Below are 18,584 nucleotides of genomic sequence, written 5' to 3'. Positions count from 1 at the left end.
CATCTCAACCGCTTCATAGTGCGCCGCTACCCGATCGGGTGGCGGCTTTTTGCTGATACCTCGACGCAAGAAACATTCGTTTGACACGCGAATAGTTTTCGTTTTTACTTCAGTAAGTTTCGATTTGAGGTGTTGCGCAAATCGATTAGGGCGCACGGGGAGGGGTAAAAGTGGGCCAAACACATCACGACCTCTTCGTGATTGGCGGCGGGATCAACGGCTGCGGCATTTGCCGGGATGCTGCTGGACGAGGCTATCGCGTGGCGCTGGCGGAGATGGGCGACTTTGCATCGGGCACGTCGTCTGGGGCGACGAAGCTGATCCATGGAGGCTTGCGCTATCTGGAGCACTACGAGTTCCGGCTGGTGCGCGAATCGCTGATGGAGCGCGAGGTGCTGTGGGCGATGGCCCCGCACATCATCTGGCCGCTGCGCTTCGTGCTGCCCTATCACAAGGGCGGCATACGGCCGGCCTGGCTGATCAGGCTGGGGCTGTTTTTCTACGACCATCTTGGCGGCCGCAGGCTTTTGCCGCCGACCGCCGTGCTTGACCTGCGCCGCGATCCGGCGGGCGGGCCGCTGAAGCCGGTGTTTGCCAAGGCCTTCGAATATTCCGACGGCTGGGTCGACGATGCCCGCCTGGTAGTACTCAACGCCCGCGATGCCGCCGACCGCGGTGCGCTGATCATGCCGCGCACCAAGGTGGTGGCGGCGCACCGCAAGAACGGCCTGTGGGAAATCGACAGCTGCGACATGCTGACCGGCGAAACGCGCCGGCATCAGGCCCGCATGCTGATCAATGCCGCCGGTCCCTGGGTCGACCAGGTGCTGCGTGCAGCCCTTGGCGAGACCGAGGCGCGCCATGTTCGGCTGGTGCAGGGCAGCCATATCGTCGTCAAGAAGAAGTTCGAGGGCCCGCGCGCCTATTTCTTCCAGAACCCCGACAACCGCATCATCTTCGCCATCCCCTACGAGGACGACTTCACGCTGATCGGCACCACCGACCGCGACTACAGCGGCGATCCCAAGGACGTGCGCATCTCTGCCGAGGAGACCGGCTATCTGTGCGCCGCCGCCAGCGAGTATTTCAACGAGCCGGTGACCCCGGACGACATCGTCTGGAGCTATTCGGCGGTGCGGCCGCTCTACGACGACGGCGCCTCCAAGGCACAGGAGGCGACGCGCGACTATGTGCTGCAGCTCGAAGGCAAAGGTGGCGAGGCGCCGCTGCTCAATGTCTTCGGCGGCAAACTGACCACCTACCGGCGGCTGTCGGAGCATGCGCTGGAAAAGATCGGCGAGACGATCGGCAAGAAGGGCGGACCGTGGACGGCAAGCAGCCATCTGCCGGGCGGCGATTTCCCGGTCAAGGGATATGCGGCCGAGGTGAGCAAGCTGAAAACCGATTATCCGTTCCTTGCAGAGGCCCATGCCCGCCGGCTGGTGCGCCGCTACGGCACGCGCGCCGCAAGCCTGCTCGGCGAGGCCAAGTCTATCGTCGATCTCGGCCACTGCTTCGGTTCCGATCTTTACGAGGCCGAGGTCCGCTATCTCGTCCGGAACGAATGGGCCGTCACCGCACAAGACATCCTGTGGCGAAGGACCAAGAACGGGCTATATCTGGAAATGGATGAAGTACAGAAATTGGAGGAGTACATGGCCGCGATCCCTGCGCAGCTTGCGGGATGAAGCGCCATGTCATCCCCGTCGTGAGGAGGCACGGGAACCGGAATGCTTGAATTGCGGAATGCCGCTAAGATGGTAGGTGGTGAATACCATATTCATCCTACCGATCTGACACTCGAAAAGGGTACGCTGAACGTCCTGCTGGGACCGACGCTCTCCGGCAAGACGTCGTTGATGCGCCTCATGGCTGGACTTGACCGTCCAACCAGCGGCTCCATCCATTTCGATGGCGCCGATGTGACCGGCGTGCCGGTGCAGAAGCGCAATGTCGCGATGGTCTACCAGCAATTCATCAATTACCCCGCATTGTCCGTCTATGAGAATATCGCCTCGCCGCTCAGGATTGCTGGCCTGGACGCGAAGACCATCGATGTGGAAGTGCGCAAGGCGGCAGAACTCCTGAAGCTGACACCTTATCTCGAGCGTACGCCGCTCAACCTGTCGGGCGGGCAGCAGCAGCGGACCGCGCTGGCGCGCGCCCTTGTCAAGAATGCAGGTCTGGTGCTGCTCGACGAACCGCTTGCCAATCTCGACTACAAGCTGCGCGAGGAACTGCGCCAGGAACTGCCGAGGATATTTTCCCAGTCCGGCGCGATCTTCGTCTATGCGACGACGGAACCATCCGAGGCCTTGCTGCTCGGTGGCAATACCGCGACCCTCAACCAGGGCAGCGTGACGCAATTCGGTCCGACGATTTCCGTCTATCGCCGGCCCGCCGACCTGGTGACGGCCAAGACGTTTGCGGACCCACCGCTGAACTTCATATCGGTTTCGAAGGAAGGCGCGAGCTTTCAGCATAGTGGCCTGATCGGCATTCCGGTGCCTGCACATCTTGCGGCAATCGCCGACGGTCCGGTCACCATCGCGTTTCATCCGCACCATCTTGCGCTGGGACCACAGACCGCTGATGCGCCCAGGCTTCGCGCCAGAACGCAGATTTCCGAAATCACCGGCTCCGAGAGCTTCGTGCATCTGGACTACGAAGGTGTGCGCTGGGTCATGCTAGCGCACGGCATTCACGATATCGAGCCGGATACGGATGTCGACGTGTTTTTGGACACGCGTCATCTGATGGCGTTCGGCGAGAACGGCCGCGCCATTGCCGCCACGCGGCTTGCGGCATAGGGGGACACAATGGCACGGATCACGCTCGACCATATCCGCCACGCCTACGGACCCAATCCGAAGACGGACAAGGACTATGCCCTGAAGGAAGTCGATCACGAGTGGACCGACGGCGGCGCTTACGCGCTTCTTGGTCCGTCAGGATGCGGAAAGACAACGCTTCTCAACATCATCTCCGGTCTGCTTCAGCCTTCGCACGGGCGCATCCTGTTCGGCGGCCAAGACGTAACGACGCTGTCGACCCAAGCCCGCAACATCGCGCAGGTTTTCCAGTTTCCCGTCATCTACGACACGATGACGGTCTACGACAATCTCGCTTTTCCGCTTCGCAACCGGGGTGTTCCGGAGGCCGACGTCGACCGGCGCGTTCGCGAGATTCTCGAGATGATCGATCTTTCGGACTGGGCCAAGCGCAAGGCGCAGCGGCTTACGGCCGATCAGAAACAGAAAATTTCGCTTGGCCGCGGTCTGGTGCGAAACGACGTCAATGCGATTCTCTTCGATGAGCCGCTCACCGTTATCGATCCGCACATGAAATGGGTGCTGCGGTCGCAGCTGAAGCGGCTGCACAAGCAGTTCGGTTTCACTATGGTCTATGTGACCCACGACCAGACGGAGGCGCTGACTTTTGCCGAGAAGGTCGTCGTCATGTATGAGGGAGAAATCGTGCAGATCGGCACGCCGGCGGAACTTTTCGAACGCCCGAGCCACACCTTCGTGGGTTACTTCATTGGCTCACCGGGGATGAATGTCATGCCGGCGGAAGTTGCCGGCAGTACCGTCAAGATTGGCAGTGAGACGATCAATCTCGGCTACGCGCCGAAAACGAATGGTGCGGCCAAGATCGAACTTGGCATCCGTCCCGAATTCATCCGCCTCGGCCGTGAAGGCATGCCCATCTCGATTTCGAAGGTCGAGGATATCGGCAGGCAAAAGATCGTTCGCGCGCGGTTTGCCGATCAGCCGATCGCCATCGTCCTTGCGGAGGATGTGGAGATTCCAACGGATGCGCGCGCCAGCTTCGATCTGGATGCGATCAGCATCTACGCCGGTTCGTGGCGGGTCGGCAGGGAGGGCTGATCATGGAAAAGACCTGGAACAACAAGGCTTGGTTTCTCGTCCTGCCGGTATTGCTGCTCGTCGCGTTTTCAGCGGCCATTCCGCTGATGACGGTCGTCAACTATTCCGTTCAGGACACCTTCGGCAATAACGAGTTCTTTTGGGCCGGCACCGACTGGTTCGACGACATCCTCCATTCCGACCGCTTCTGGGAGGCCCTGCAGCGAAACCTGCTATTCTCCTTCATCATCCTGGCGCTTGAAATCCCGCTTGGGATCTTCATTGCGCTCAACATGCCCAAGAAAGGCATTGGCGTTCCCGTCTGCCTCGTGCTGATGGCTCTTCCCCTCCTCATCCCGTGGAATGTGGTCGGCACGATCTGGCAGGTCTTCGGCCGTGTCGATATCGGCCTGCTCGGCCATAGCCTGGAAGCGATGGGGCTCGACTATAATTATGTCCGTGACCCTATCGATGCATGGATCACGATCATCATCATGGATGTCTGGCATTGGACGAGCCTGGTCGTGCTGCTCTGCTATGCCGGTCTCGTTTCAATCCCCGAGGCGTACTACCAGGCTGCGAAGATAGACGGCGCTTCGCGTTGGTCGGTTTTCCGCTATATCCAGTTGCCGAAGATGAAGCGCGTACTGCTGATTGCGGTGCTGTTGCGCTTCATGGACAGCTTCATGATCTATACAGAGCCGTTCGTCGTCACCGGTGGCGGACCGGGCAATTCCACGACCTTCCTTTCCATCGATCTCGTGAAGATGGCGGTCGGTCAGTTCGACCTCGGGCCAGCAGCCGCCATGTCGATCGTCTACTTCCTGATCATCCTGCTGCTGTCGTGGATATTCTACACGGTCATGACCAGCAGCGACGCGAATTCGTGAGGAGAGGGTCATGGAAACCACGATGAAATACAAACCTGCCGGCAACTTCTCCTGGGTCGTCTCGACGATCTATATCGTCTTTCTGCTGCTGCCGATCTATTGGCTGATCAATATGAGCTTCAAGGAGAATGCCGAGATCACCGGCGCCTTCTCGCTCTGGCCGCAGAACCCGACACTCAGGAACTACAGGGTGATCTTCACCGATCCATCCTGGTACAACGGCTATATCAATTCCATCATCTACGTCATGATGAACACCGTGATTTCGGTGCTTGCGGCGCTGCCGGCCGCCTATGCCTTCTCCCGCTACCGGTTTCTCGGCGACAAGCACCTGTTCTTCTGGCTGCTGACGAACAGGATGGCACCGCCGGCCGTCTTCGCGCTTCCTTTCTTCCAGCTCTATTCGGCGTTCGGCCTCATCGACACGCATGTTGCCGTTGCGCTGGCGCATTGCCTTTTCAACGTGCCCCTGGCAGTCTGGATCCTGGAAGGCTTCATGTCGGGTGTGCCGAAGGAAATCGACGAGACTGCGTATATCGACGGCTATTCGTTCCCGCGCTTCTTCGTGAAGATCTTCATGCCGCTGATCGCAAGCGGGATCGGCGTCGCAGCCTTCTTCTGCTTCATGTTTTCGTGGGTCGAACTACTGCTTGCCCGCACGCTGACGACGACGGCCGCAAAGCCGATCTCGGCGATCATGACGCGCACGGTTTCGGCGGCCGGCATGGACTGGGGCGTGCTGGCTGCTGCCGGCGTGCTGACGATCGTCCCTGGAGCACTCGTCATTTATTTCGTCAGGAACTACATCGCCAAGGGCTTTGCTCTTGGACGCGTTTGAGGGAGATCGATATGAACTTTTCATGGATGGCGTGGACGCTGCCCACGGCACTGTTCTTCCTGACGATCCTTGTGCTGCTGATCGCCATGAGCGTGTGGGAATATTTCGCGCCGGGGGGCTCGCCGCGAGTAGGCGTGCTGCGTTTCGAAACGACGCGCGGGGACCGGCTCTTCATTTCGCTGCTCGGGGCAGCGTTCATTCATCTCGCATGGCTGGGCCTTGTCGGGCCCAACCTGTGGTGGGCTCTTGCCCTCGCCGTAGTCTACGCCATCGGGGTGTTCCGCTACGTGTGACGGCAGGGTAATACAGATGGCCGGGGGACTGGCCGCCTGAGACGTGAAGACTGCGATCGCAAACCCTGGGAGGATATTATGCGACGGCATTTACTAGCGACAACAGCAGGCATCTTGCTGGCCATGGCGGGCTCCGCCTATGCTGGCATGGATGAGGCAAAAGCCTTTCTGGACAAGGAAGTCGGCGAACTCTCGACGCTTTCCCGTGCCGATCAGGAAAAGGAAATGCAATGGTTCGTCGATGCGGCGAAGCCTTTCGCCGGCATGGACATCAAGGTTGTCTCCGAAACAATCACCACCCATGAATATGAATCGAAGGTGCTTGCACCAGCCTTTACCGCCATCACCGGCATCAAGATCGCCCACGATCTCATCGGCGAAGGCGACGTCGTTGAAAAACTGCAGACGCAGATGCAGTCGGGGGAAAATATCTACGACGCCTACGTCAACGACTCTGACCTCATCGGCACCCATTGGCGCTATCAGCAGGTGCGCAACCTGACGGACTGGATGGCGAACGAAGGCAAGGACGTCACCAATCCCGGCCTCGATATCGCCGACTTCATCGGCACTTCGTTCACGACCGCGCCGGACAAGAAGCTCTACCAGCTCCCTGACCAGCAGTTCGCGAACCTTTACTGGTTCCGCTACGACTGGTTCAACGACGAAAAGAACAAGGCCGACTTCAAGGCGAAGTACGGCTACGACCTCGGCGTGCCGGTCAACTGGTCGGCTTACGAGGACATCGCCGAATTCTTCACCGGCCGTGAAATCGACGGCAAGAAGGTCTTCGGTCACATGGACTACGGCAAGAAAGACCCGTCGCTCGGATGGCGGTTCACCGACGCCTGGCTCTCGATGGCCGGCAACGGCGACAAGGGCATTCCGAACGGCTTGCCTGTCGATGAATGGGGCATCAAGGTCGACGAGAACTCGCGTCCTGTCGGTTCCTGCGTTGCCCGCGGCGGCGATACCAACGGCCCGGCCGCGGTCTACTCGATCTCCAAGTATCTCGATTGGCTGAAGGCCTATGCGCCACCGGAAGCACAGGGCATGACCTTCTCGGAATCCGGTCCGGTTCCGGCCCAGGGTAATATCGCCCAGCAGATCTTCTGGTACACGGCGTTTACGGCCGACGCCGTCAAGAAGGGCCTGCCGGTCGTCAACGAGGACGGCACGCCGAAGTGGCGCATGGCTCCGTCGCCACACGGCGTCTATTGGAAGGACGGCATGAAGCTAGGCTATCAGGACGTCGGTTCCTGGACACTCATGAAGTCGACGCCGGATGACCGCGCAAAGGCAGCCTGGCTTTACGCGCAGTTCGTGACGTCGAAGACGGTCGACGTCAAGAAGAGCCATGTCGGTCTGACGCTCATCCGCGAAAGCTCCATCCGGCATGACAGCTTCACCAAGCGCGCGCCTGAGCTCGGTGGTCTGATCGAGTTCTACCGCTCGCCTGCCCGCGTGCAGTGGTCGCCAACCGGTACGAACGTTCCGGACTATCCGAAGCTGGCACAGCTTTGGTGGCAGGCAATCGGCGATGCGTCGTCGGGAGCAAAGACTGCCCAGGAAGCCATGGACTCGCTTTGCGCCGAGCAGGAAAAGGTACTGCAGCGCCTGGAACGCGCAGGCGTTCAGGGCGACATCGGCCCGAAGCTCGCTGAGGAGCAAGACCTCGAATACTGGAACAAGGATGCCGTCGCAAAGGGCAACCTCGCTCCGCAATTGAAGGTCGAGAACGAGAAAGAGAAGCCGGTAACGGTCAACTACGACGAACTGGTCAAGAGCTGGCAGTCGAACTGATCGTCATCGGGCAGGGCCGGAAGAAACAATGCTTCCGGCCCGCTCTCCAAAGGGTGCCGGGACCCATATGCTTCCGATATGCGCGTCATGGCAGCGTGCCCGCCAAGCTTGTCAAAGCGCGCCAATCGCCCGACCGCCGCAATGCCTTGCGCAAGCAGCCTATACTCCAGCCCCACGCTTCCTGTGTGTACCCTCTCTCAAACAGCCAGTTGAGGCGGTGCGCCAGATCGATGCGGCCGGAGCCGGGTTCGTTGCGACCCCTCGTGGTCTGCGACGTGTACATGACACACGCGCGAGATCCTCCGGCCGATCACATCCTCCGTTCGTAGACGATTCCGATCTCGGGGCGATCGATCTCGTCGGCGATGTCGAGGCCTTCGAGGGTGGTTCTGGGCGACCCTTATCGAGGCGGCCAGTCCTTCCAACCACGCTTGCTTGTTGGTGGATCTGTCAACGGAATCACCGGCTCTGCCAAGATGCTGGAGACGGCAAGACCGGTCTGCCTGAGGGCAGCGGAGATCGCGCCGAGATCCTTGTCCGTCCACTGCCGGAACTCGATTGCCGGCAAACCGGCGTTGCTGGCCGTCAATGCCTGCAGAAGGCAATGCGGATTCAATGACTGAGCAGATTGCGGCTGCATCACGTCAAACAACCTTCGTTTTGCTCCATCCGGGAACAAGCCGCACATTTCGGGCGTTTTCAGCGCACGATATTCAAGGGCGCTGGACAGCGAATGACAGATTTTCGAGCCGTATCCGATAGCCGAAAGACAACAAAAGCAATTGATTATATCACCACCGTCGCGCGTCGGCGCCGCAGTGCCCTTCCGGTCATCCCGGGCGGTATTATCCGCGCCGGACGAAACGTCTGGCAAACCGGTAAAGCCGATAAAGCGGCATTCCTGGTCGACGGCGCTGCCTATTTCGCGGCGCTCGACGAGGTTTTGAGACAGGCAAGACATTCGATCTGGATCATCGGCTGGGATTTCAATCCCGATATCCGGCTGAAGCCGCATCAAAGCTCGCAAACGCTCGGCGAACTTCTGCTGGCGCTTGCCGATGAAAATCCGTGGCTGCAGATCCGGATATTGATCTGGGGCATGGGGCCGATCTACTCGGGCAAGTCCTTGAAGCTTTTCAAGGGAAACGGCTTTTCCACCCACCCGCAGATCAGCCTGCGTTTCGATCTGCGCCATCCTCTGCGTGGCTGTCACCATCAGAAGCTTGTTTCCATCGATGACAGCATCGGTTTCCTCGGCGGTTTGGATTTGACCGCCCGGCGCTGGGATGAACCTGATCACCGGATCGACAATCCGCTCCGGAAGGATCCGGACGGTGTGCCATACGATCCCGTGCACGATATGCAGTCGATGGTCTCAGGCAGCGCTGCGCGCCTGATCGGCGAGGTGTGTCGGCGGCGGTGGAAGCAGGCGACCGGCGAGTTCATCGAAGGGGCGCCCCAGGGCAGCGTGCCATGGCCGCCTACGCTCCCCCCTGAAATGGAGAACGTGACGGCGGCGATTGCACTCACCGAGCCGAAATGGATCGGCAAACGCGGGCGGTTTGAAGCCTTTCGTCTGACGCGCGATGCCATAAATGCGGCAAGAAAGTACATCTACATCGAGACCCAATATCTTGCCTCCTTCGGCGTTGCGCGGGTCATCGCGAAGCGGCTCAGGGAGGTCGATGGACCGGAGATTGCGGTCCTGGTTACGAAGAGTTCGCATGGACTGATCGAAAAGCTGGCGATGGGCCACAACCGCGACCGGCTGATCCGCAGGCTGAAGCGCATCGATCGCTATGACCGGCTGTGCGTGATGTATCCGGTGGTCCCGGACGGGAAGGGCGGTGAGCAGGAGGTTGTCATCCATTCGAAGCTTATCATCGTCGACGATCGTTTCATTCGTATCGGCTCGTCGAACCTCAACAACCGTTCGGAGGGGCTCGATACGGAGTGCGACCTGGCGATCGAGGCGGAGACTGCTGCTCACCGGCAGGCGATAACGTCGCTTCGCCACCGACTGATTGCCGAACATCTCGATGCGACAATCGAAGCTGTCAAAGACATGGAGACGGCGAAGCGGTCCTTGCTTAAGGCCATAGAGGCGCTGAACGTCCGCAAGCGCGGCCTTCGCCAGTTTTCAATCGATATCGCGCGAGGCGAGACATCGCCGATGATCGGGACTGCTTTCGTGGACCCGCGGCGACCGTACCGGCCGCTACAGAAGCTGCGTATGCGCCTGAGCCGGCTGTTGAGGGCGATCTTCTGACGGTGGCGGCTTTGGCTTGGCAATGACGAATTCGCTGATCGCAAACGTCGGCAGGCCGATCAAAAGAGGAACCAGAAAATAGATCACCCTGAAGGCCACCAGTGACCCAATCGAGGCGGCTCCGGGCAGGACATAGCTGACCGTGGCTTCGATGACGCCCAGACCGCCAGGCACGTGGGTAACGAGAACAGCGATATTGGCCAGCACGTATGCCGTGGCCGTCTGCACGTAGCTCGCCTGGCCTTGTGCGGCCAGCATCTGATGCAGGCAGGCTGCGACGAAGATGAAGTTTACCGTGCCGATGACGACCTGGCCCAATGCGAGCTTCAGGGAGGGCATTTCGAAAGACCATTTCCAAAGATGCAGCGGCGCGCGGACGGTGGCGGACAGAACGACGTAGACTGCCGGCACGCAGACACAGATGCAGCCGAGGGCAAATAGACTGGCCGGGCCGAGTTTCAGGAGATTTGCTGCATCCTGCGGATTGATGAGCAGGGCGATGCCCGCAAGCGTCGAAAGGCCGATGCCTACGGTCACGCCGCAAAACAGGATGACCTTTGCAACCTCTTCGGCATTCAAGCCCCAGCGTGAATAGAAGCGGTAGCGTACAGCGCCACTGCTCAGCGCCGCAAGACCGAGATTATGGCCGATCGAGAGGCTGGTGAACGAAGCAAGGGCGGCCCTTGGATAGCTCTGCGGCTTGCCGGCGTAACGCAGTGCCAGCCAGTCGAACCCGGTCAGGCAGAGATAGGAGGCGGCCGCAAAGCCGAGGCCCGCAAGAATGCGCACTCCCGGTATCGTGCGGATCGAATCCAAGACGTCGCTCAAGGTGTAACGGCTGAAGACCCTGTAGAGAAGAAAGGCCGCAAGCATCAGGCAGAGAACGAAAGCCAGATTGATCAGTACGCGTTTGATGGACATAAACGCCCCGTTTCGTTGGAGTTCCGCAGATGGAACGAAACAGGCTGAAAGCTAGTTCCCCCCGGATGAGCACATTCTCTCCCGCTCCGCTGCAATCAATCGGCAGCGAGCTGAAAATCCTGACCTATAATGTGCATAGCTGCATTGGCACCGATCGGCGGATCGAGCCAGCGCGCATCGCCGATGTGATCGCGCAAACCGGTGCGGACATCATTGCGCTGCAGGAACTGGATGTCGGCCGCAAGCGCACGGGCGGCATAGACCAGGCACATGCGATCGCCTCGCTCTTGAAGATGCAGGCCCATTTTCATCCGGCGCTGCATGTCGAGGAGGAGCAGTACGGCGATGCCATTCTGACGGCCATGCCGACCCGCTTGATGAAAGCCGGGCCGCTACCTTCCGTCGGCGAAAAGCGAGGGGCGATATGGGTGCAGATCGAAATGGCGGGAATGCATCTGAACTTGCTGAATACGCATCTTGGCCTTCGTGGCATCGATCGGATGCGGCAGGTGACGACGCTGCTCGACAGGGAATGGATTGGAAGCCAGAAATTCCAGGCGGCTCCCGCGATCATCTGCGGCGACCTCAATGCTGTCCCGTCATCGCCGGCCTACAAAATGCTGGCGCGGCATTTCCGCGACACGCAGCTGCTCGCCGCGCGCCGTCCCCGCCCGACCTATCCCTCTCGACTGCCGATCCTGCGGATCGACCATATATTCGTATCGGACGGGATTGGCGTGACATCTGCAACCGTCACCGCGACACCGCTCGTGCGCCGGGCTTCCGATCACCTGCCGCTGCTGGCTACCATATTGCCGGGGGCTGCGAGCAGGCGAAGGGAAATCGCGTTTTGAGCGATCGCCGGAAGTGGCTGTCGAAGTCAAATATTTCAACAATTTATCCATAAAGTCCGATTTTTCTCACGAGTCGAGAAAGACTTGACGCCGCTCGTTTTATAACGCTTTAAATTATCAACCGTGACTGGGAGAGTTGCGGGGCATGTTTGCCGCTTCGACTGCGGCAGACATCGGCGGACGAGGAGAGTCTCGCCGCTTTACTTGCGAACGGGAGGAATATCATGCGCAAGTTTTTGGGCACGGCAGCCGCTGCTGCCGTGATGATGGCAGGTACTGCGGCCTACTCGGCCGACGTGAAGGAAGTGCAGATGCTGCACTGGTGGACGTCGGGCGGTGAGGCTGCGGCACTCAACGTGCTCAAGGAGGACCTTTCCAAGGAAGGCTTTGCCTGGAAGGACGTGCCGGTGGCCGGCGGTGGCGGTGATGCTGCCATGACCGCGCTCAAGGCGATGGTTGCGGCAGGTACCTATCCGACCGCCTCGCAGATGCTCGGCTATACCGTTCTCGACTACGCCCAGGCCGGTGTCATGGGCGATCTTACCGAGACGGCGACGAAGGAAGGATGGGACAAGTCCGTTCCCGCAGCTCTCCAGAAGTTCTCCGTCTATGACGGCAAGTGGGTTGCTGCTCCTGTCAACGTTCACTCCGTCAACTGGCTTTGGATCAACAAGGCCGTGATGGACAAGATCGGCGGCACTGAGCCGAAGACCTTCGACGAGCTGATTGCCCTGCTCGACAAGGCCAAGGCTGCCGGCGTCATTCCGCTCGCTCTCGGCGGTCAGAACTGGCAGGAAGCGACGATGTTCGATTCGATCGTGCTTTCCACCGGCGGGCCGGAATTCTACAAGAAGGCCTTCAACGACCTCGACGAAGAATCGTTGAAATCAGACACGATGAAGAAGTCCTTCGACAATCTTGCCAAGATCATCAAGTATGTCGACCCGAACTTCTCCGGCCGTGACTGGAATCTGGCGACCGCCATGGTCATCAAGGGCGATGCGCTGGTTCAGGTCATGGGCGATTGGGCCAAGGGCGAATTCGTCGCGGCGAAGAAGACGCCGGATACCGACTTCCTCTGCTACCGCTTCCCGGGCACAAACGGCAGCGTGATCTACAACTCCGACATGTTCGGCATGTTCGACGTTCCCGACGACCGCAAGGCCGCGCAGGTAGCGCTGGCGACCGCGACGCTGTCGAAGAGCTTCCAATCGGCCTTCAACGTCGTCAAAGGTTCGGTTCCGGCCCGTACCGATGTTCCCGACACGGACTTCGACGCCTGCGGCAAGAAGGGCATTGCCGACCTCAAGGCTGCCAATGAAGGCGGCACGCTGTTCGGCTCGCTGGCCCAGGGCTACGGCGCTCCTCCGGCGGTAGCCAATGCCTACAAGGACGTCGTTTCCAAGTTCGTTCATGGACAGATCACGACCTCTGATCAGGCCGTGGAAGAGCTCGTCAAGGCAATCGACGACGCCAAGTAGCTTGCGTCGATCATAGGCCCCTTCCCCGCGCAGGCGGGGGAGGCGTTTTGCCACAGATACGGCCCTGGGAGGGGACGATTTCATGAACACCGTCGCGACCCCCGAGATCAAGCTCACGTCGGAACGCAAAAGAGGCAATTCCATCCGCTCCCGCCTGCAGGATGTCTTGCCGAAGATCGTGCTGGCGCCGAGTTTTGCCGTCACGGTGATCTTTGTTTATGGTTTCATCGTCTGGACCGCCTATCTGTCCTTCACCAATTCAAAGACATTTCCATCCTATGCGCTGACAGGACCACGCGCCTATCAACGGCTCTGGCGCTGGACGTTTGAAAGCGATCCGCCCTCCAGCTGGTATACCTCGATCACCAACATGGCGATCTTCGGCTTCCTTTATGTCGGCATCTGTTTAGCACTCGGCCTGTTTCTGGCGATTCTGCTCGACCAGAAGATCCGCGGCGAGGGGCTGTTGCGGCCAATCTTCCTGTACCCGATGGCGCTTTCCTTCATCGTCACCGGCGTTGCCTGGAAATGGTTCCTCGACCCCGGCCTGGGACTTGAGCAGACGCTGCATCAATGGGGTTGGACGAGCTTCCATTTCGATTGGATCAAGAACAAGGATTTCGTCATCTATACCGTCGTGATCGCCGGCGTCTGGCAGGCTTCCGGCTTCGTGATGGCGATGTTTCTCGCGGGCCTGCGCGGCATCGATAGCGAGATCATGAAAGCCGCCCAGATCGATGGGGCAACGACCTTGCAGCTCTACAGACGCATCGTCATCCCGATGCTGCGACCGGTCTTCCTCTCGGCCTTCATCGTGCTCGCCCATATGGCGATCAAGTCTTACGACCTCGTGGTCGCGCTGACCTCGGGCGGTCCCGGTGGCTCGGCCTGGCTGCCGTCCAACTTCATGTACGAATACACCTTCAAGCGGAACGAGATGGCCGTCGGTTCGGCAAGCGCGATCATCATGCTGATGACGATCTCGGCCATCATCGTGCCCTATCTCTATTCCGAACTGAGGGAGAAGGCGCGATGAGCACCGTTGCCTCTTCAGCAACCACATCGCAAGGCGGCAATGGCCGCCGGTGGATCGGCCGCACCATCATCTACGGCCTGCTGCTGATCTTCGCGATCCTCTACCTGATGCCGCTCTTCGTGATGCTGGTCACCTCGTTCAAGACCATGGACGAGATCCAGAACGGCAACATGCTGGCATTGCCTCGGTCGCCGACCTTCGAGCCCTGGTTCAAGGCCTGGGGCGAGACCTGCGTCGGCCTGACCTGCGCCGGCATCAAGGGCTATTTCTGGAACTCGATCAAGATGGTCGTTCCGGCCGTGGCGATTTCCACCATCCTGGGCGCGCTCAACGGCTATGTGCTGACCAAATGGCGCTTTCCGGGTCACACGCTCGTGTTCGGCTTGATGCTGTTTGCCTGCTTCATCCCGTTCCAGTCGGTGCTGCTGCCGATGGCGACGATCCTCGGTAGCCTCGGCCGCTTCGGTGCCACGCTCCAGAACGCCACGGGCATGAGCTTCGGCTTCGGCAATCCGACCGTCAATCTGGTCTTCGTGCATGTCGTTTACGGTCTGGGCTTCACGACGCTGTTCTTCCGCAACTACTACGAGGCCTTTCCGACTGAACTGGTCAGAGCCGCGCAGGTCGACGGCGCCAGCTTCTTCCAGATCTTCCGTCGCATCATGCTGCCGAATTCGCTGCCGATCATCGTCGTCACGGTGATCTACCAGTTCACCAATATCTGGAACGACTTCCTGTTCGCTTCCGCCTATGCCGGCACCGGTGAATCCATGCCGATGACGGTGGCGCTCAACAATGTCGTGAATACCTCGACCGGTGTGGTCGAATACAATGTCAACATGGCCGCCGCCATGATCGCCGCCGTGCCCACACTCATCGTCTATATTCTCGCCGGCCGCTATTTCGTACGCGGTCTGATGGCGGGCGCCGTCAAAGGGTAATCCATGGCTTTCCTTGAAATATCCGGTCTTAAAAAACGCTTCGGCGCCGTCGACATCCTCAAGGGCATCGATCTGGAGCTCGAAAAAGGCGGCTTTCTCGTGCTGGTCGGTCCCTCCGGTTGCGGCAAGTCGACCTTGCTCAACACCATCGCCGGCCTGGAGACGATCACCGAAGGCGATATCCGCATCGATGGCCGGACCATCAATGATCTTCATCCCTCCAAGCGCGACATTGCCATGGTGTTCCAGTCCTATGCGCTCTATCCGAACATGACGGTGGCTGGAAACATATCCTTCGGCATGGAGATTCGCGGTGTGCCGAAGGACGCGCGGGCAAAGGCTGTCAAGGAAGTGGCCGACATGCTGCAGATCGGCCATCTGCTCGACCGCAAGCCCAGCCAGCTCTCAGGCGGCCAAAGGCAGCGCGTCGCGATGGGGCGCGCGCTCGTGCGCAACCCGCAGGTCTTCCTCTTCGACGAACCGTTGTCCAACCTCGATGCAAAGCTGCGCGTCGATATGCGCACGGAGATCAAGCGCCTGCATCAGCGAATGAAAACGACGATCGTCTATGTCACGCACGACCAGATCGAGGCGATGACGCTGGCAACCAAGATCGCCGTACTGAAGGATGGCGTCCTGCAGCAATTCGGCACCCCTTCGGAAATCTACAATAGCCCCTCCAACATTTTCGTGGCCGACTTCATGGGATCGCCGGCAATGAATCTTCTCAATGCCAGGCTGGAAAACAGCGCCGGCGGCCTGCTGGTTTCACTCGACCGGCCGAACGCCGAAGCATTGAAGCTGCCTGTTCCGGCCGCAAATAACAGCCTGGCCTCCTATGCCGGCAGAAACGTGATCTTCGGAATTCGCCCGGAAGCGCTGACCGACCCGGATGGCGCCGATCGCAAGGCAAAGTGGCTGGCGGAAGGCGATTGTGCGATCGAGGTCGTCGAGCCCGCGGGCTCGGACACTTTCGCGGTGACGAAGCTCGGCGGCAAATCGGTCATCGCGCGGCTGCGCGCCGATGCCGGTATTCAGCCTGGCCAGAGCACGCGCCTTGCCTTCAATCTCGACAAGGCGGTGTTTTTCGATCCGGAGAGCCAGCTGCGGATCGCATAACGTCCGTCAGACAGCCGTTACATTGAGGGTGACGAGTGCAAAGCGGGACGAGGCAGCCTCGACCGTGATATTGCCGGTGAGCCCCGTTGCTTCCAGCCAGAAACCGGCCGTGCCGCCCTGCAGCGGAATAGTGGAGGGGCCGACGATCTTGGCTGGACCATCGACGCGCAGCGTCACTCTGTCATGCAGAAAGGGAAGCCGCTGGCCGTATTGGTCGAGCGCGCGAATAACGACGCGCGTCGTGTCGCGCTCGCGGGCTTTCAGCGATCCGCTGTCGGCCACAACGTCGAGCGTCGTCGGCACAGGATCGGCAGCAAGCCGCAATCTGGCTACGGGCTGGCTGTCGATATAACCCGTAAACTCGCCGTCGAGCCATTCAAAACCCCATGTGCCAAGCTCGTCCGCCGTGAAATGCCGATGGTCCAGCACGACGGGCGGGTGGGGTAGGTGCGGGAAATTTTCACGATCCGGACCGATACGCTTGGTGATCGAGCCGTAGTTCAGCTCGATCTCATCGCAGTTCGTAAGAATGATCAGAGGCAGAACGCCGCCGATGTTGCGCTCCCCGCGCGCCCAGAAGGTCACCGGCTTCATGACGATCTCGTCAGACGGATCGCACTGGCTGGAATAGGCATAGGCGGCGAATTTCGGCTCGCGGAACATGTCGAGCACGCCGTGATAGCAGATCCGGTCCCCGGAGCCGAAATCCTTGTGGGTATTGTAGTCGAACATGCACCAGCCGATCGCGCCGGCGATTTCCGGATCGCCGTAGGCGGCATCTAGCACCTCAAGGTGACGACGCACATGCTCTGCCTGGCGCGCTTCCTGATCGTAGATCTTGGTCGGATGCATGTGACCATTGAACTCGGTGATGAGGTAGGGCACCTTTCGATCGAGACCGGTGGTTTCCTGCTGGCTGCGAAGAGCCGTGCGCGGGCGATTGGCGCCGGGCAGTTCCTCGTTTCCGAGGATGAAATCGTTCATAGTATAGACGTCTTCGAGCAACTCGCTTTCGGTGATGTAGCGCACGCCGCCGGTCTTGCGGGTCGGGTCGAGTTCGCGAGCGAGCCGATTGGTCTCGACGTAGAAGTCGTGGCAGTCCTGCGATTCGTTGATGCGCACGCCCCATATGACGATCGACGGGTGGTTCCAGTCGCGTTCGATCATGCGGCGGACGTTGCGGATCGACTCCTGCTGCCATTCCACGTCACCGATATGCTGCCAGCCGGGGATCTCCTCGAAAACCAAAAGGCCGATGCGGTCGCACTGATCAAGGAACCATTTCGACTGCGGATAGTGCGAGGTGCGGACGATATTGCACTTCAGCACAGATTTCATGATGTCGGCATCACGCTCCTGCGCCGAGCGCCCGGCCGCGTAGCCGACATAAGGAAATGCCTGGTGGCGGTTCAGGCCGCGCAGTTTCAGCGGCTTGCCGTTGAGCAGAAAACCATCCGGCGTGAACTCGGCGGTGCGGAAGCCGAAATGCGACGACAGCCGATCCGAGCCGTGGCTGGTTTTCAGGTCGACAGTTATTTCATAGCGCACGGGGCTGGAAATGTCCCAAAGCGAAATGTCCGCCAGGCTTTCGAAGGAAAGCGTCACGTCTTCGCCCGTCGTGTCGCCGCTCGCGGTGGCGATGACGGTGCCGGATGTGTCCTTGAGCTGGGCCGTAACGGTGCCAAGAAACGCGGCATTTTGCGGGTTGGCGAGATCGCAGCGAACACGAACGGATTTGGCCTCGGAGAGTACGTTTTCGGTTTCGATCTTGAGGTTGCGGACAGAAACCGCGCCGGTGACCTTAAGCCAGGCATCGCGATAGATGCCGGCATAAGTGAGGTAGTCGATACGGCCCCCGAAGGGGGGGATTGCGGGATTCTCGCTCCCGTCAATCTTCACGGTGATAAGGTTGTCGCCCTTGACAAGCTTGCCGGTGAGGCGGGCCTCGAAAGGGGTGTAGCCGTCCTTGTGAGCGACGATCTCTTCACCGTTCAGATAGACGACACTGTCGGCCATGACGCCATCGAAGACGATCGAGACTTCGCGGCCCTCGAATTCCGGCAGCCAGCGCAGGATTTTCTGATAGGTAAAGGCGCGCTGATAGATAGTCTCGTCGAAATAGTTGAAAGGCAGCTCGACGGCGGTGTGCGGCAGGCTGACGCTCGTCGTGCCGTCGAAAGTGTCGAGAAGCTGCTGGCCGAAGCCTTCGTGGAAACTCCAGGATTCATTGAACGAGACGACGGACCGCATCCCGGACTCCTCTTAAAACA

General features: G+C 59.8%; 15 protein-coding genes and 1 pseudogene. 13 read left to right on the top strand and 3 right to left on the bottom strand.

Annotated features, from left to right (window positions below; translation table 11 throughout):
* The first annotated feature begins 170 nt into the window (after positions 1–170).
* The 7 genes from glpD to AM571_RS18035 all read left to right on the top strand — a co-directional run bounded on the left by glpD (position 171) and on the right by AM571_RS18035 (position 7,693).
* On the top strand, positions 171–1,688 hold the full coding sequence (gene glpD, locus AM571_RS18065) for a glycerol-3-phosphate dehydrogenase (RefSeq protein WP_074062588.1): 1,518 nt from the start codon (positions 171–173) through the stop codon (positions 1,686–1,688).
* Positions 1,689–1,730: 42 nt separating this feature from the next.
* The gene (locus tag AM571_RS18060) at positions 1,731–2,810 is read left to right on the top strand and encodes an ABC transporter ATP-binding protein (protein ID WP_074062587.1); all 1,080 of its coding nucleotides are present in this window, start codon (positions 1,731–1,733) and stop codon (positions 2,808–2,810) included.
* A 9-nt stretch (positions 2,811–2,819) separates the two neighbouring features.
* The gene (locus tag AM571_RS18055; protein ID WP_074062586.1) at positions 2,820–3,890 is read left to right on the top strand and encodes an ABC transporter ATP-binding protein; all 1,071 of its coding nucleotides are present in this window, start codon (positions 2,820–2,822) and stop codon (positions 3,888–3,890) included.
* A gap of 2 nt (positions 3,891–3,892) precedes the next feature.
* Complete coding sequence (locus AM571_RS18050) at positions 3,893–4,759, top strand: carbohydrate ABC transporter permease (protein WP_022716001.1); 867 nt, start codon at positions 3,893–3,895, stop codon at positions 4,757–4,759.
* Positions 4,760–4,769: 10 nt separating this feature from the next.
* Entirely contained in the window at positions 4,770–5,597 is an 828-nt protein-coding gene (locus AM571_RS18045; RefSeq protein ID WP_074062585.1) for a carbohydrate ABC transporter permease, read from the top strand.
* An 11-nt stretch (positions 5,598–5,608) separates the two neighbouring features.
* Positions 5,609–5,890, top strand: coding sequence for a DUF2160 domain-containing protein (locus AM571_RS18040; protein WP_074062584.1), 282 nt, complete (start codon positions 5,609–5,611; stop codon positions 5,888–5,890).
* Positions 5,891–5,968: 78 nt separating this feature from the next.
* Positions 5,969–7,693 carry an ABC transporter substrate-binding protein gene (locus AM571_RS18035; RefSeq protein WP_074062583.1) on the top strand — a complete coding sequence of 575 codons (1,725 nt, stop codon included), beginning with the start codon at positions 5,969–5,971 and terminating at the stop codon, positions 7,691–7,693.
* A 98-nt stretch (positions 7,694–7,791) separates the two neighbouring features.
* On the opposite strand, the pseudogene AM571_RS37435 reads toward AM571_RS18035, so the two are convergent.
* Positions 7,792–8,276: pseudogene (locus tag AM571_RS37435) on the bottom strand (hydroxypyruvate isomerase); the annotation flags it as partial.
* Positions 8,277–8,426: 150 nt separating this feature from the next.
* Here AM571_RS37435 and AM571_RS18025 point away from each other — a divergent pair.
* A complete protein-coding gene (locus AM571_RS18025; RefSeq protein WP_074062581.1) occupies positions 8,427–9,962 on the top strand; it encodes a phospholipase D-like domain-containing protein in 1,536 nt (511 codons plus the stop codon).
* On the opposite strand, the gene AM571_RS18020 is transcribed toward AM571_RS18025, so the two are convergent.
* The gene (locus AM571_RS18020) at positions 9,912–10,883 is read right to left on the bottom strand and encodes a lysylphosphatidylglycerol synthase domain-containing protein (RefSeq protein WP_074062580.1); all 972 of its coding nucleotides are present in this window, start codon (positions 10,881–10,883) and stop codon (positions 9,912–9,914) included. The two genes, AM571_RS18025 and AM571_RS18020, sit on opposite strands and share 51 nt — an antisense overlap.
* A 65-nt stretch (positions 10,884–10,948) precedes the next feature.
* Between AM571_RS18020 and AM571_RS18015 the strand changes: the two genes are divergently transcribed.
* The 5 genes from AM571_RS18015 (at position 10,949) to AM571_RS17995 (ending at position 16,314) form a co-directional block, all read left to right on the top strand.
* On the top strand, positions 10,949–11,737 hold the full coding sequence (locus AM571_RS18015) for an endonuclease/exonuclease/phosphatase family protein (RefSeq protein WP_074062579.1): 789 nt from the start codon (positions 10,949–10,951) through the stop codon (positions 11,735–11,737).
* A 224-nt stretch (positions 11,738–11,961) separates the two neighbouring features.
* Positions 11,962–13,218, top strand: a complete 1,257-nt coding sequence (locus AM571_RS18010; RefSeq protein WP_074062578.1) for an ABC transporter substrate-binding protein — start codon at positions 11,962–11,964, stop codon at positions 13,216–13,218.
* Positions 13,219–13,300: 82 nt separating this feature from the next.
* Positions 13,301–14,254, top strand: a complete 954-nt coding sequence (locus tag AM571_RS18005) for a carbohydrate ABC transporter permease (RefSeq protein WP_074062577.1) — start codon at positions 13,301–13,303, stop codon at positions 14,252–14,254.
* Entirely contained in the window at positions 14,251–15,195 is a 945-nt protein-coding gene (locus tag AM571_RS18000; protein WP_074061012.1) for a carbohydrate ABC transporter permease, read from the top strand. Before AM571_RS18005 ends, AM571_RS18000 begins: the two co-directional genes overlap by 4 nt.
* A gap of 3 nt (positions 15,196–15,198) precedes the next feature.
* Positions 15,199–16,314 carry an ABC transporter ATP-binding protein gene (locus tag AM571_RS17995; RefSeq protein ID WP_074062576.1) on the top strand — a complete coding sequence of 372 codons (1,116 nt, stop codon included), beginning with the start codon at positions 15,199–15,201 and terminating at the stop codon, positions 16,312–16,314.
* A gap of 6 nt (positions 16,315–16,320) precedes the next feature.
* Here the strand turns inward: AM571_RS17995 and AM571_RS17990 are convergent, their stop codons facing one another.
* Positions 16,321–18,564, bottom strand: a complete 2,244-nt coding sequence (locus AM571_RS17990; RefSeq protein WP_074062575.1) for a glycoside hydrolase family 2 protein — start codon at positions 18,562–18,564, stop codon at positions 16,321–16,323.
* Between the last annotated feature and the right edge of the window lie 20 nt (positions 18,565–18,584).

The organism is Rhizobium etli 8C-3, assembly GCF_001908375.1.
Taxonomy (GTDB): Bacteria; Pseudomonadota; Alphaproteobacteria; order Rhizobiales; family Rhizobiaceae; genus Rhizobium; species Rhizobium etli_B.
This window is presented reverse-complemented; position numbering and strand designations above follow the sequence as displayed.